The organism is Streptomyces sp. NBC_00310, from assembly GCF_036208085.1.
GTDB lineage: Bacteria > Actinomycetota > Actinomycetes > Streptomycetales > Streptomycetaceae > Streptomyces.
Map to the genome: position 1 here is coordinate 5,803,866 of NZ_CP130714.1, position 13,423 is coordinate 5,817,288.

At 69.1% G+C, this 13,423-nt stretch carries 13 protein-coding genes; 5 read left to right on the forward strand and 8 right to left on the reverse strand.

Annotation, left to right across the window (positions count from 1 at the left end):
- Positions 1-181 precede the first annotated feature (181 nt).
- Positions 182-1,210: a L,D-transpeptidase gene (locus OG202_RS25485; protein WP_327728697.1), complete on the reverse strand. Its 1,029-nt coding sequence runs from the start codon at positions 1,208-1,210 to the stop codon at positions 182-184.
- 138 nt (positions 1,211-1,348) lie between these two features.
- Here OG202_RS25485 and OG202_RS25490 point away from each other — a divergent pair, with 138 nt between their 5' ends.
- The 3 genes from OG202_RS25490 (at position 1,349) to OG202_RS25500 (ending at position 3,787) form a co-directional block, all read left to right on the forward strand.
- A complete protein-coding gene (locus OG202_RS25490) occupies positions 1,349-1,852 on the forward strand; it encodes a SigE family RNA polymerase sigma factor (RefSeq protein ID WP_326580349.1) in 504 nt (167 codons plus the stop codon).
- Complete coding sequence (locus OG202_RS25495; RefSeq protein ID WP_327728696.1) at positions 1,842-2,717, forward strand: L,D-transpeptidase; 876 nt, start codon at positions 1,842-1,844, stop codon at positions 2,715-2,717. The genes OG202_RS25490 and OG202_RS25495 overlap by 11 nt, the downstream gene beginning before the upstream one ends.
- Before the next feature lie 152 nt (positions 2,718-2,869).
- A complete protein-coding gene (locus OG202_RS25500; RefSeq protein WP_327728695.1) occupies positions 2,870-3,787 on the forward strand; it encodes a hypothetical protein in 918 nt (305 codons plus the stop codon).
- 98 nt (positions 3,788-3,885) lie between these two features.
- Here the strand turns inward: OG202_RS25500 and OG202_RS25505 are convergent, their stop codons facing one another.
- From OG202_RS25505 to OG202_RS25520, 4 genes are all read right to left on the reverse strand, one after another.
- Positions 3,886-5,073, reverse strand: a complete 1,188-nt coding sequence (locus OG202_RS25505) for a hypothetical protein (protein WP_327728694.1) — start codon at positions 5,071-5,073, stop codon at positions 3,886-3,888.
- A 413-nt stretch (positions 5,074-5,486) separates the two neighbouring features.
- On the reverse strand, positions 5,487-5,741 hold the full coding sequence (locus OG202_RS25510; protein ID WP_326580341.1) for a hypothetical protein: 255 nt from the start codon (positions 5,739-5,741) through the stop codon (positions 5,487-5,489).
- Positions 5,742-5,844: 103 nt separating this feature from the next.
- Positions 5,845-6,450 carry a TlpA family protein disulfide reductase gene (locus tag OG202_RS25515; protein WP_327728693.1) on the reverse strand — a complete coding sequence of 202 codons (606 nt, stop codon included), beginning with the start codon at positions 6,448-6,450 and terminating at the stop codon, positions 5,845-5,847.
- A gap of 17 nt (positions 6,451-6,467) precedes the next feature.
- Complete coding sequence (locus OG202_RS25520; protein ID WP_327728692.1) at positions 6,468-6,989, reverse strand: DUF3515 family protein; 522 nt, start codon at positions 6,987-6,989, stop codon at positions 6,468-6,470.
- Positions 6,990-7,117: 128 nt separating this feature from the next.
- Here OG202_RS25520 and OG202_RS25525 point away from each other — a divergent pair, with 128 nt between their 5' ends.
- A complete protein-coding gene (locus OG202_RS25525; protein ID WP_326580335.1) occupies positions 7,118-7,663 on the forward strand; it encodes an RICIN domain-containing protein in 546 nt (181 codons plus the stop codon).
- 587 nt (positions 7,664-8,250) lie between these two features.
- Here OG202_RS25525 and OG202_RS25530 read toward each other — a convergent pair.
- Complete coding sequence (locus OG202_RS25530) at positions 8,251-8,598, reverse strand: LuxR C-terminal-related transcriptional regulator (protein WP_326580333.1); 348 nt, start codon at positions 8,596-8,598, stop codon at positions 8,251-8,253.
- A gap of 237 nt (positions 8,599-8,835) precedes the next feature.
- Between OG202_RS25530 and OG202_RS25535 the strand changes: the two genes are divergently transcribed.
- Positions 8,836-9,564, forward strand: coding sequence for a hypothetical protein (locus OG202_RS25535; protein ID WP_327728691.1), 729 nt, complete (start codon positions 8,836-8,838; stop codon positions 9,562-9,564).
- A 137-nt stretch (positions 9,565-9,701) separates the two neighbouring features.
- Here OG202_RS25535 and OG202_RS25540 read toward each other — a convergent pair whose 3' ends face one another.
- Positions 9,702-10,409, reverse strand: a complete 708-nt coding sequence (locus OG202_RS25540) for a L,D-transpeptidase (RefSeq protein WP_326585712.1) — start codon at positions 10,407-10,409, stop codon at positions 9,702-9,704.
- Positions 10,410-10,654: 245 nt separating this feature from the next.
- Positions 10,655-13,300 carry an SdrD B-like domain-containing protein gene (locus OG202_RS25545; RefSeq protein WP_328223629.1) on the reverse strand — a complete coding sequence of 882 codons (2,646 nt, stop codon included), beginning with the start codon at positions 13,298-13,300 and terminating at the stop codon, positions 10,655-10,657.
- Positions 13,301-13,423 lie beyond the last annotated feature (123 nt).

The following is a 13,423-nucleotide window of genomic DNA, read 5'->3' on the forward strand; positions in this document are numbered from 1 at the left end:
CGGCACCTCCACCGAAGAGACGACACAACAACCCGTCCCTCCCGCCGAAACACCACCCCTACACCTGACCAGCAGAAACACGCCCGTCACTCTCGGAAAGACAACGGCTTCTGACACCTCTGCAAACTCACAAGACGTACGGGACGGATGACACCGGCGTACGTTTTTTTTCGCCGCGCTCTCAGCGCAGTGCGCTGCCCGCCACCCACCGTTCCCAGCTCAGGTTCCAGTCGCCGTACCCGTTGCCGACGGCCACGGTCTCCTTCGAGCCGGTCACCTTCACCACGTCGCCCGGGATGACCTGGTCGTAGAACCGTTTCGCCGTGCCGTCGTCCGCGAGGCCCACGCACCCGTGGGTGACGTTCTGTCGGCCCGCGTACGTGTTGGCCTTCGGGTTCTCGTGGAGGTAGGTGCCGGAGGCGGTGAGGTGGACGGCGTAGGAGTACCAGTCGGCGTACGAGTCGCCGTAGCCGACCGAGCGGGAGTCCATGAAGACCTTGGGCTGCTTGTCGGAGACGACCATCGTGCCGTTCCAGGTCTCCATGCCGGGCGCGCCCGTGGTGACCGGGATGCGCTGGGTCGAGCCGTCCTTCTCGACGGTCATGGTGTGCTGCCGTACGTCGACCGTGGCGATCAGCGAGCGGCCGATGGTGAAGTGCCGGGTGAGGTCCGCCCCGACCTCGACGGTGACCTTCGTACCGGGCTTCCAGTAGGTGCGGGGACGGAAGTCGACGCGCTGGCCGTCGGCGAGGTTCCGGTCCTTGACCCAGCTCCAGGAGCCCTCCGTGCCGGTGTCCGTCTCGACCTTCAACCGCCGTTCCACCTCGGCGCGTTCGGCCTCCGGGACCGGGCGGTCGAAGGTGACGGATATCGGCATGCCGACGCCCACGGTCTGCCCGTCGGCGATGTTCACGCGCGCGCCCTCGAAGGCCTTGGGCGGCGGCGGGCCGGGCTTCACGTTCACGGCCTCGGCGCCGGTTCCGTCCCCGGTTCCGTCCCCGTCCCCGGCGTCCGCCCCCTGGTCCGCCTGGGAATGGGCCCTCGGGATCCCACTCGGCCCCTCGACCCGCACGCCCTCGCCGCTCCCCGCGCAGCCCGTGAGCGCGAACGCGACCGCGCACGCGGCCGTCGCGGCGATCACGTGGACGAGACGTCGGCGCCGCCGCGTTCCCGTGCCCCTGCTTCTCGCGGCCCTGCTCCTCGTGGTCATGGTCTCCCCCAGATGTGTTTCGCGATGATGTGATTCGCGATGTGTTTCGATGTGCGGGCGTACGTACGGGACCTGTACGCACGACGGGGGCGACCGGGTTGCATGGCGACGCAGGGAACTTCGGACAACGGCGGGGGCATGACCGAGGCAGAGTTCGACGCGTTCTACGCCACCGCGTTCCCCCGGCTGACCGGCCAGCTCTACGCCTTCACCGGGGACCACGGCGAGGCGCAGGACGTGGTGCAGGAAGCCTTCGTGCGGGCCTGGGACCGGCGGCGGGACTTCCTCGCGGAGGGGGCGCCCGAGGCGTGGATCAGGACCGTGGCGATGCGGCTCGCGGTGAGCCGGTGGCGCCGGGCGCGCCGCTGGCTGGAGCTGGTGCGCCGCACTCCGCCCCCGGAACACGCGCCGGGACCCGATCCCGAGCGCGCGGTGCTGGTCGAGGCGTTGCGCAGGATTCCGGAGGCCCAGCGGATGGCGGTGGTTCTGCACCATCTGTGCGACTTGAGTGTCGAGCAGGTAGCCTCCGAGACCGGTGCCCCCGTGGGCACGGTCAAGGCCCGGCTGTCCCGCGGCCGGGCGGCACTGGCGCGCGAACTGGCCCCCGCCGAGGGTGCGAAGGAGGACGGTCGTGTCCGATGAACTCACCGTCCGGCTGCGCGAGTTGGCCGAGACCGCCGAGGCTTCTCCGCCCGGGTCCGGCGCCGACGTCCGCGCCACCGCCGGACGCCGTCGGCGGCGGCGCCGGACGACCGCCGCCCTCGCGGGCGGCTGCGCGGCGGCGGGCCTGGCCGCCGTCCTCACGCTGAACGTCGCCTCCCACGGCACCGAGCGGGGCCCGTCCACGACCGCGACCTCCCTGCCCAGCGCTACGGCGGCGCCCGACGTCACCGTGGACCTCTCCCGCCGCGTCCTCACCGTCGACGGCCGCGAACTGCCACTTTCCAGTGGCACGGCCAGGACGCCGACCCCGACCGGCCTGATGACCGTCACCGCCAAGCACAGCGTCATGGTCGTCTCCGCCGCGACGGTCCGCTTCCCCGACGAGTACGAGATGAAGCTCCCGTGGGTCCTGGAACTGGCCCCGGTCGAGGCGAGCGCCGAACCCGGTGCGGACGGTGCGGACGGTGCGGACGGTGCGACTCCTACCGCCGACGGCAGCGGCAGTACGGGCGGTCCGCGCGGCACGACCGAGGCGACCGACGGGACCGAGGCGACCGACGGGACCGGCACGAGCGAGAAGGCGACCGGGGATCCGACGCGGAGCCCGGCCGGGAGCGGCATCTGGATCGCCGCCCTCACCTACAACGACAAGGCTCCCGGCAACCTCGACACCACCTCAGGCTGGATCGGCCTGCGCACCGACGACGCGCGGTGGCTGTACGACCGGCTGACGACGGGCGCGCTCGTGGAGATCCGGGGCACGGCACCGACCCCGGCCCCGGACTCGACCCTCCCCACACCCACGACGGCCGACGAGTCCTTCCTCCCCACCCCCCTGCCCTGAACCGAACCCCCGCGCCGCGGTGCTGTGAGGAGAGCCGTCCGGGGAGAGCCGTCCGGGGGAGCCGCTCACCCGTACGCCCTCGTGCGCTGGTGGACGGGCCCGAGGGGTGTTGGCGTAGGAGCGGAAACGTCGTGCTCTCGGGAGGCTCCGCCATGCGTCGTCCGTACCGTGTTCTCGCCCGGGCCGTGGCCCTCGGGATGCTCGCGGGGGCGGCGGCCTGCGCCGTGGACGACCCGGGGCACCCGCGTGGTTTCCCCGAGGCCGCCTCCGTCGACGAGACCATGGCCCCCGCCTCGCCCTCCGCCTCGACGGTCCCCGCCCTCACCGACGCCCGGGCCAGAAGCGCCCTGCTGCGCCAGGACGACCTCGGCGACGCCTGGGCCGGCACCCAGGGCGCGGCGACCTGGCGCGACGGTCTCCTCAAGGGCCGCACCGACCGCCCCGAGTGCCAGGCACTCCTCGACGCGGTCTACGCCGAGGACATCCTCGGCGAACCCAAGGGCGGTACGGCCGTCACGGGCTTCGACGACTACGAGTACGGCGCCCAACTGCGGTACCAGGTCGGCGCGTACGACAAGGCCGACGTCGACGCCCGCCTCGGCCGGCTCCGTCAACTCGTCGACAAGTGCGGTGAGTTCACCATCACCGGTGCCCAGGGGCAGGAGTACGGCGCCGAGGTCACCCCCGTCGAACTCCCCGGCGGCCTGGGCGACGCCCGGCAGGGGCTGCGGCTGGTCGTCAGCGGTGCCGTGGAGGGCGAGGACAGCGCCCTCACCCTCGACCTCGCCACCGTCCGCGTCGGCGACACCGCCGCCCTTCTCACCCACGGCGGCCTCTACGGCATCGACGACACCGCCACCCGCGACGCCGCCCAGGCCGGCGTCCAACGCCTCCAGGACCTCCTGAAGAAGGAACAGAAGGAGAGGAAGGAGCAGCGAGAGAAGAAGGCCAAGAAGGCGAAGGAGACGAAGGAGGCCGAGAAGGGGGAGAAGAAGACGCCGTCCGAGGGGAGTCCCGCCGAGGAGGGCGCCCCCGACGAGCCGTCCGCGGACGAGGAGTCCTCCGCCTAAGGGGACTCCTCCGAGGCCCGGCGGCTCGCTGTAGTCGGTGATGCTCCTGCTTTCCTTCCTCCAGCATCGGTGTGAGGAAGGAAAGCCCGAAGGTCAGGTCAGAACTTGCCGTAGAGGCCGGTCATGTCCACCTGGGGGCACAAGACCGAGCCGACGAGGCACTTGGTGCTGCCGTGCTTCTTCTTGTGGACATTGGTGACCTTACCGCCGTCGTAGATGTAGATGTAGTTGTTCGGGTACTGGCGGTGCGTGCCGGAGCGGATCTCATAGTTACCACTCTTGGACATATTGATGGTGAAGGCACCGGAGGCCGCGCCCTTCAACCCGCCCAGGCCCTTGCAGTACGGGTTGGTGGCGTGGACAACCATCCGGATGCCCACGGTGTTGCCGCTCGACGCCAGCTTCTTCGCGTACGTGTTCTTGGCGGTGGCGGTCTTCGAGCCCACGTACTTGTTCGTCTTCTTCACGTAGACGGTGGTGGGGTTGATGTGCTTGTTACTCACCACCTTCTTGGTCTTCCAGGTGATGGTGGCGTGGAGCGCGAAGCGGTACTTGTTCGACTTCCAGTTGAAGTCCTTGTGGTTGTCACCACCGAACTTGAAGCTCTTGCCGTAGTCACAGCCGGCGAAGGGAGCGTCGACGTACTTTTGCGGGATGAAGCCGACCCAGCTCAGCGTGGACGTCTTGGCCACGGCCGCGGTGGACGCCCGCTCGACCGCCGACTCGCGCAGCCCCGTGAGCGAGCCGGAGTGGGGGACGGCCACCCTCATGCCGTAGAGCCTGGAGTTCGGGTTGCCGCCTTTCGGCAGCAGAGGAATGACCTGGTAGGCGTAGTCGGCGCCCGCCTTTACGCTGGTGTCGCGGAAGGAGGTCACGCCCGCGCCCAGGGTGGCGATGCTCTTGCCGTCTCGGGTGACGACGTACCGGGCGTCCTTCGTGTAACCCTTCCAGGACAGCTCGACAAAACCCTTGCCGGCAGCCGTGGTGACGCCCTGGCGTGCCATGGAGCTGTCGACGACAGCGGCCTCCCCTGAGGCCGCCCGCATGACGCCGAAGTCTTCCGCCCTCAGGGTCTTGCCCTGGGTGCTGTTCGAGCTGAAGCCGGAGACGTCCTTCAGCCCGCCGTCGGACCTGGCGGACAGCGCGGACACAGAGAACGCCGCGGCGGCGGGCCGTGCGTCCTGAGCGGACTGGTCCGCGAGAGCCGACGCCTGGAAACCACCCGCGACCAGCGTGAGCGGAGCCACGGACAGCGCTGTCACCTTCGCGAATCGAGAGAGTTGCATGTTTGTCCCTTCGTCCCCGTCAATGCCAGGCGACCTGATGGGAGCGGATAGCTTCTTGTCAGGCGCCTGCCAAAGACCCTAGGGAGGAGGGGGGAGGGGTGTAAGTGACTCCTGGGGCAGCGCCCTCTTGGGCAGTGCCCGAAAGGGCAAGGCACTGGTGGGCGGGCCCGCACGGTGCGGCCGTAGGCCGAGACCACCGGATTCGATGACAACTAGTGCGGTGTCCCATCGCGCCACCGGGGCAATGCGTACGAGAAGCCCGCCGTCGACCCGCGGATGAAGCACCTCCGCGAACTCGCCGACGATTGCAGGGAGTTCAGATCACAAGCGGTCGCAGCGGCGAGTACGGGGCCCAAGTCACCATCGTTGATGGGGACATCGGTCCTCACCCCCTGAGGGCCTGGGGGAATGTTTCAGAAGCCGCCGGTGAAGACGAAGAAGAAGGAGAGCGGGTAGAGGAACCCGAAGGCGCCGGTGACCAGCCCGATGGTGCTCTTGGTCCGGCTGACCTTGCTGGTCAGGCCGAGGATGCCGAAGGTGATGGCGAGGGCGCCGGCCAGAATGCCGAAAATACCGAAGAAGAACGCGGTGATCAGCGCGATGACCCCGAGACCGAGAGACACCGGGCCGTAGAGCGTCGCCGGGCTGTCGGTGGTTCCAGCTGCCATGACTCGGGTCCCTTGTTGTGGGGCGTCGCCGTCCTGCGCCGTACATGAAGCGGCTCGTACGCTCTCATCCTGCCACTCTCGGTCGCCCCAGCCGCAGCCACCCCTACTCATGTGTCTTCCCCGAGGTCTCCTTCAGTATCGGAGTGAGAATGGCCTGCAACTCCTTCTCGGTCAATGGGGATTGGACGGCCCCCGCGATCCTGCCTTCCCGATCGACGAGCAGGGTGAAGGGGAGGAGTCGCGGGTTCACCATGCCGCGCGGCAGCTTCAACAACTGCCTGCCGTGCGGGTCGTGCAGGCTCGGGTAGGAGAGGGCGAACTCCCGCTGGAACGCCCGCGCGTTCTGTCGCTCGACGTCGGTGCTGATCCCTAGTACCTGCACGCCTTGGTCTTTGAACTTCCGATACGTGCGCTCCAGAGCGGGCGACTCGGCCCGGCACGGACCGCACCAGGTGGCCCAGGCGTTCACGACGACGACCTTGCCACGGTAGTCGGAAAGGTGGACCGGATCGTCGTCGACCGTACTGCCGGAGAATTCGGGAGCGTCCGCGCGCTCGGTCACCGGAACGCTCTTGAACGGCTGGGACCGTCCCGACTGTGCCGTGTCCGTATCGAGTACCAGCGGTTCGCTGGTCGAGCAGCCGGACAGCGCGACCGCGACCGCGATCGCGCACATGGCCGCCAGCCGGAGTGTCTTCGTCGTGGCCATCGGGTACTCCAACTCCCTCAGTGGGTGCTGTGCGTCGGGCTCGGGGGTGCCATCACATCGGAGGGGGAAAGACACTCGTTGCGTTGCTTGAGGGATTTCACGACAGGGGAGAGGCCGACGAGGACGGAGTCGGGGGCCGCCTCGCCGACGGTGAGCTGCACCTCGACGGACGGTTCACGACCGTAGGTGACCAGCACTTCCCGTCCGTCGTCGTCCGTGCTCGTACGCCATGCCCAGTCCACCCCGTTGACCTCGGCACACGCGTCCGCGGTGGCCTTGAGCCGGGGGAAGCCACAGCGCGCGACGACGGCTCCGTCACCCCAGACCGCCGCGCCCTTCGTCGTGGTGTCCGACCGCTCCAGCCCGGCCAGTCGGTTGGGGTACCGCTCGCCGACCCGGGTGCAGGCGGGATCGTCGGCCAGTGGGGCGGCGGCGAAGCTGAAGGTGGGTTCTCTCAGCATGTGCACGGTGATCACGGCGGTGGTGGTGAGGGCGAGGGCGCCGATGGTCAGACCGGCGATTCGGGTGCGGCGGGACATGGCGGGATCGTACGGGGTGGGTGTGAGTGTCCCTTGAGGCAGTGCCCAAACAGTCAATACCGCCGCCACCAGCCAGGACTCTACGGTCCTGGTCACCGAGTACGTGATCTCGAGAAAGCGGTGGCTTCATGAAGAACGCGGTGAAGGGGCTTGTGCTCGCCGGTGCGGCGGGCGCTCTGCTGGCGGGCGGCGCGCTGCCGGCGTCGGCGGCGGGCGCCGGGGCGCAGGACAAGGTTCCGAAGGGCTACGGCAATGTGCGCCTGGAGAAGGTGTTCGGCACGTACGGCATGTGCCTGTCTATGGACAACTCCAAGGCCAACAAGGCGGACCTGAAGCTGCGCAAGTGCGCGAAGAAGGCGACCACGCAGCGGTGGGACCTGGTGTGGATCAATGACAACAAGCCCAACCAGTCGCGCATATTCGTGATCAAGAACAAGCACTCGAAGAAGTGCCTGTATGTGCGGTCCGCCAAGACGAAGACTCAAGTGGAGCAGACGAGCTGCAACACCAAGTCCAAGGCGCAGCAGTGGGACTTCGCCGGCAGCAGGATCAAGAACGTGTCCGCGAAGAAGGTGCTTACGGCCGCCAGCAGCAGCTCCGGGCAGAAGATCACGATCACCCCGGCCGACGGGTCGAACAAGGGGCGAGTGAAGCAGGAGTGGGGCCTTTCCTGACCTGTCTCCGCCTCCGCCCCGGCGTGAACATGGTGTCATCGGGTGTCGCCACAAGGCTGCTCAGTCATCGAATCGGGTCGGTGCGCCCGGTGGCACCGACGCCGGCCGGGTGATCGACACCGGACGCGACGACGCCGTCAGAACCGGGCTCTACGACGAAGGTGATGGGCGACAGTGCCCCGTCGGCCCTTCATCGGTGTTCCGTCGGTCTCGGCCCACGGCTCGGGTTTGTACAGTGAGCGGCGTAACTCCCGAGCTGGAAGCGACAGTTGCTGACTGACGTGGCGAGTGACATCGGAGCCAGGGAGTCTGTTGCGAGTGGGGCGGCGGGCGCCGCGTCGACGGCGCCCCGCACATCACGGGTCCGGCCGGTGGCGCGGGAGGGCGGGTATCGGCGGAGAAGGGGCCCGTGGAACGAAGGGCCCGCCGGATGGCGGGCCCTTCTTCACATTTCTCGCCTCTTGCTCGTCATCTCGTGGTCATACGCGCATCTACCCCCGTAAGTCGCTCGCGCCGCACATGGGTTGCGTGTGCTCAGCTGGTCATTGAGCGGTGGTGATTTTCAAGAGTGAACGACCGGTCGACGGTCAGACGGCGGACGCCCCGACGAGACGGGACGTCGGCGCGGCCGAGTCGCACGTGCACCGTGGATCGGCGCACAGCAGCTCGTGGGCGAGGACGGAGAGCACCGCGGCCTGCAGCCGTGTCTGCTGCTCCAGTTTCTCCACTATTCGCGCGACATGTGCCTTCACGGTCCGCTCGGCGATACCGAGCTCCCTGGCCAACTGCCGGTTGCCCAGGCCCGTTCCCAGCAGAAGCAGGACTTCCTTCTCCCGTTCCGTCAGCGTCTTGAGCCTGCTGATGTCCCGAACCGGTTCGGCCCCCGTGCGCCGGTAGGCGCAAGCCGTGTCTCCTACGTCAGACCTCTTGGTCATTGGTCGGCCCTTCCCGATGCCGCTTTCCCGACAGAGCCCCGTGCCCCGGGTGCGGCGGCGATCTCCCCCCCAACTTAGCGTCCGCTACCGACAAGAAGCACCCCCGAAATGACACGGCCACGTCACAGTGGGACATCCCCGGAGGGCACTGCCCCAAGAGACAATTACCGCCGGGCCGACCGCTCCCTAGGCTCGTTGCCGCGCACCGACGGACACTCAGACCGCAGGGAGAACACTGTGCACAGCGTCACCACGCGTCGCCTCACCACCGTCGTCGTCGCGGGAGCGGCGTCCCTGGCGGTACTGGCCCCGGCGGCGTCGGCGAGCGAGGCAGGCCCGCACCAGGGCACGCAGACCGCCGCCTCCCAGACCGCCGCCGCGAAGCTGCCGGCGAAGCTGACGGTCAAGAGCTACACCGCCTACCTCAAGGCGCAGAGGACACCCGAGGCCAAGCGGACCTTGAAGAGCTTCTCCGCGCTGCCGGCCGCCAAGAAGACCGCGTTCGTCGGGCACCTGCAGAACGGCAAGATCTACGCGTCCCTGTTCCGGCAGCTCAAGGGCAACGTCAACCATCCGGTGAAGACCGTGACCCCGTACAACAAGGACGTGAAGTTCGTCCACGAGGTCTCGTCCTCGAAGCACACCAAGGGCGCCGTCGCGGTCTCCTACACCGCCACCGAGACCATCTACGGCATCCCGGTCACCAGCGAGAAGCTGACCCTGCACTACAAGATCGTCAAGGGCAAGGTCCAGCGCAACGCCCGCGCCGTCGCCAAGGTGACCAACGTCAACGCCGCCCTCGCCATCAAGGGCGGCGGCGTCAAGGTCGCCGTCAAGGGCATCGCCCGCGCCGACGTCACCTGGAAGGCCACCCCGAAGGTCCAGGCCGTCGGCAAGCCGGTCCTCAAGGACCAGGCGGTCACCGGCCACCTCAACACCTGGACCGCCTCCCTCATCCACGGCTGATCCGAGGTCCCTGCGCCCCCGGCCCCGGGATCAGGCTCCCCTCTCTCTCCCCTGGGCAGCCCTTCCGACCGGGGAAGGCGCGGCACCCCCGGCCCCTGGTCAGGGCCGGCCCCATCCGGGGTGCCGCGCCGCCGGGCTCAGCCCTGTTCCGCCGCGGACGAGGACGCCGATGACGGCCGCAGGGACCGCCCGGTCCCCGGCTTGACACCCCACACGTACACCGAGTCCCCCTTGTGCATGATCCTCCACAGCCGCTCGGCGTCCGCGTACCGCAGGTTCACGCAGCCGTGGGAGCCGCCTTGGAAGAGGTCGTCGAGGACGCCGTGGAAGGCCTGGCCGTCGCTGAAGAACTGGGCGAACGGCATGGGGGCGTGGTCGTACAGGTCGGAGTGGTGGTCGCGGTTCTTCCAGTAGACCGTGTGCCAGCCGGAGCGGGTCTCCTGACCGTCCTTGCCGGTGCGCGCGGGCACCGGCGCGTAGATCACCCGCTTCCCCCGCTGCACCCACACCAACTGCTGGTCGAGGTCCACGCACGTCACCTGGTACGACCGCACCGGGCACTTCCCGGCGGCGTTCGGGTCGGCGCGGGCCCGCACCACCAGCATCGTGCGGTGCGTGGCCACGTTCGCGTAGCCGTTCGCCGGCTTCACACCCGTGCGCTGCTGGAAGGCGCGGATCGCCACGCAGTCGGCGGTGGACTGCCGGCCGTCCGCCGGAAGCTTGAGATGGCGTTCCAGGTCCCACTGGTAGGGGCCGGTGCGCGCGGTGCACGCCGCCGCCGGGGCCGACGCGGCGGCCGGGACCGCCGTCCAGCCCAACAGGGCGGACGACACCACCGCGACCATCCGTATCCGGCTCTTCCGTGTCCTTCGTTCCGTCAACGCGGCCTCCGGTACTCACTCACGCACTCGCCGTACTCCCTCCCAGAGATACGGCATCCCGCGCACCCCGGAGACGTCCTGCTGGGCCGAACGGGAAGGCACCCCGCGTCTCTTCACGCGGACGGGCCACCCACCGCTGTCGACCGGTGGACGGCCCGTCCCACGTCACCCTCCCGGGTCCCAGGACCTGGGGCGGGGGACTCAGGGGATCAGCACTTCCTTCCCTTGCACCGCTCTCCCCGCAGGTTGAACAGCTTCACGAACAGCCCGTTGCCGTTCGAGGCGTTCTTCGGGGTGAGGACGTACGGGCCGGTGACCGGCCGCCGCGGCTTGCGGTAGCCCTCGGGGACGTCCGTCTCCACCAGGTAGTACGTACCGGGCAGGAGCGAGCCGAAGGAGCAGCGGCCGGTGCGGGAGCTGGCGCAGTCGTTGACGAACCGGTCCCTCTTCGGCCCGCCTCGCTGGAGGCCGCGGACGCCGTTGGTGTCCTGCCACAGCTCGAACACCGCGCCGGGCAGCGGCCTGTTGTTCTTCCTGTCGAGCTTCACGAGCGTCAGCCGCACCGACGGGGTGAGGCCGGCGTCGACCGTGTGGTTCACGTGGCCGGGGTCGCCGACACGGACCGTGGTGCGGCCCTGCGCGTCGACGTCGGAGTCGATCGCACGGTTCAAACCGGCGTTTCTGACCGTCCACTTGAGGGCGGAGCGGCTCGGGCGGCCCGGCAGGGCGGACGTGTCGGCGCGGCTGTAGTCGAAGGAGACCCGGTAGGTGGTGTTCGGCCGCAGTCCCCGGTCGCCGCCGATGTAGTACTCGCCGTTCGCGTCGGTGTACGCCCTGAGGTCGGGGCCGGGAGACATCGGGTCGAGCGTCACCTTCACGCCCTTGACCGGCGGCTCGGACGGGTCCTGGACGCCGTCGCCGTCGACGTCGTACCAGACGCGGTTGCCGACCTGGATGGGCGCCCGGTCGCAGATCAGCTCCAGGTCGGCGAGGCCGTTGCCCTTGCCGAAGAGCAGGGCGCGTTGCCTGGCGTCGCCGCTCCAGGTGCGCTGGATCGTGAGGTTGCCCTCGGCCGTGCCCTTGTTGGTGTTCCAGCGGCGTACGCCCTGCTCCCAGGGGTGGTGGTCGAACGGGTCGTAGACCGTGCTCCACAGCCTGTTCCGGAACGGCTGGAGGGCCGTGCCGCCCTGGGTGACCTGGTCCTCGTGGGCGTCCGCGAGCCTCGTCGAGTCGGCGTAGAACTCGCCGTGACCCGGGCCCTCGTCGTTGTTGGGCTGTGCGCCGTGGAGCACGTCGCACCGGGCGTTGTTCTCCGGCGTGTACGTCGTACCGGACTTGCACACCCGCAGCACGTCACCGGCGGCGACAGCTCTGACCAGGGCGTTCGTACGGGCGTTGAAGGGGTAGGTCGCCGTGCCCTGCATGTCGCCGAAGCGGTCGCGGAAGCCCAGGACCAGGTCGCCGTTGTCGGCGATCTCGATGTTGGACAGGATCGGCTGCGGCGCGGAGACGAAGGAGAGGTGCCCGGGCGTGGGGACGCGCTGGTTCCACGCCTCCCACATGGCACTCAGCGGTCGGCCGACGGAGGCGGGCTTGGTGCAGCGGGCGGTGGTCGCGGGCAGTCCGGTGAACCGGTACGCGCAGCCGCGCGGGTAGTTCATCGCCGTGCGGAACAGATGGCGGAACGACCCCTGGGAGAACTCGTAGACGTGCGCGGTTACCTGGGACGGGTCGCCCCACGGGGCGTTCCTGGTGACCGTGTTCTCCGCGCCGCACACCCCGCCGACGAGCACGCGCCCGCCGCGCACCCCGATGCCGTACGGGTGCCAGTGGCCGGCGCAGTGCTCCGGCTCGGGAATGACGTGCGACCGGTAGGTGCCCGGGTAGACCCCGTCGCCGGTGCCGCGGATCGGCACGGTGTACAGCCGGGAGTCGTTGAGGCTGACCGCGTAGAGGGTCCTGCCGTTGCCGGATACGTCGACGTCACCGATGCCCTCCCGGCCGACCCTGCCGTAGACCGGGTTGTCACGAAGCCAGTCGTCGCTTTCGTCGTGCTCGGTCAGCAGGCCCGGGAGGGTGACGAAGGTGCTCACCCCGGAGGCGCTGTTGCGGCGGTAGATCGTGTTGGTCGCGCCCGCCGGGCCGTACGCCGCGTGCCGTTTGACCAGCGTGCCCATGTACGTGTTGCCGACCCGGTCGTTGCCGATGCCGAACACCGAGCCCTGCTGCTGGTTGTTGGTCAGCCGGCGGACCGTGCCGCCGGGGTGGGTGTCGGAGAGGTTCCCCGCGAACCGCACCAGACCCTTGTGGGTGTCGGGTGCGTCACCCTTCGTCAGGTTGCAGGTCACCAGGTCAGGGTTCTCCTGGCAGTAGACCCCGGGCTCCCAGAAGCCGGTCGTGTACGTCGTGCTGCGGTTGCCGGAGACGTTCACGAAGCCGACGTTGCTGCGCATGACCTTCGGTCCGTCGCCGAGGCCCGCGATCGCCGGCTGGAAGGTGCGGGGGTCGGGGTTGTAGACCTGGACGCGGTACCTGCCGCCGCGCAGTGGGGAGGCCGACGGCTGGAACCAGGCGACGCCGTAGGAGTTGGTGGTCTGGGTCACCACGGTTCCTCGGTCGTCGGTCAGCGTGACCCGCACACCGAGCCAGCCCTTCTCCAGGCCTTGGTCGTACGTCCCGTCGGCATCCACCTCGTTGACGACGCGCACGGTCACGGCGCCGTCGCCGGGCGCCCTGCCGTCCGCGATGCTCCTCGCGCCGGGGGCGGCGGAGACCGCCTCGCCGGTCAGTCCCACCACCAACGCCGCCGAGACGGCCAGGGTCAGACCCACGCCGCCCGGTGTTCTTCGCTTCACGCCACGTCCCTCTTCTCCTGATGTCCTGCCGAGGCGACGGAGCCCGGTGCCCGAAGCCGACCCCTGCATTCATATGAAGTGGCAAGCGCCACTAATCAGGCCGAACGGGGCATGGGCGGGCGC

Bases quoted from the DNA above. Each gene is read 5' to 3' on its own strand.
- OG202_RS25515 (WP_327728693.1), bottom strand. From the start codon at position 6,450: ATGGCCACGACGAAGACACTCCGGCTGGCGGCCATGTGCGCGATCGCG.
- OG202_RS25485 (WP_327728697.1), bottom strand. From the start codon at position 1,210: ATGACCACGAGGAGCAGGGCCGCGAGAAGCAGGGGCACGGGAACGCGG.
- OG202_RS25505 (WP_327728694.1), bottom strand. From the start codon at position 5,073: ATGCAACTCTCTCGATTCGCGAAGGTGACAGCGCTGTCCGTGGCTCCG.
- OG202_RS25540 (WP_326585712.1), bottom strand. From the start codon at position 10,409: ATGGTCGCGGTGGTGTCGTCCGCCCTGTTGGGCTGGACGGCGGTCCCG.
- OG202_RS25510 (WP_326580341.1), bottom strand. From the start codon at position 5,741: ATGGCAGCTGGAACCACCGACAGCCCGGCGACGCTCTACGGCCCGGTG.
- OG202_RS25520 (WP_327728692.1), bottom strand. From the start codon at position 6,989: ATGTCCCGCCGCACCCGAATCGCCGGTCTGACCATCGGCGCCCTCGCC.
- OG202_RS25500 (WP_327728695.1), top strand. From the start codon at position 2,870: ATGCGTCGTCCGTACCGTGTTCTCGCCCGGGCCGTGGCCCTCGGGATG.
- OG202_RS25525 (WP_326580335.1), top strand. From the start codon at position 7,118: ATGAAGAACGCGGTGAAGGGGCTTGTGCTCGCCGGTGCGGCGGGCGCT.
- OG202_RS25490 (WP_326580349.1), top strand. From the start codon at position 1,349: ATGACCGAGGCAGAGTTCGACGCGTTCTACGCCACCGCGTTCCCCCGG.
- OG202_RS25530 (WP_326580333.1), bottom strand. From the start codon at position 8,598: ATGACCAAGAGGTCTGACGTAGGAGACACGGCTTGCGCCTACCGGCGC.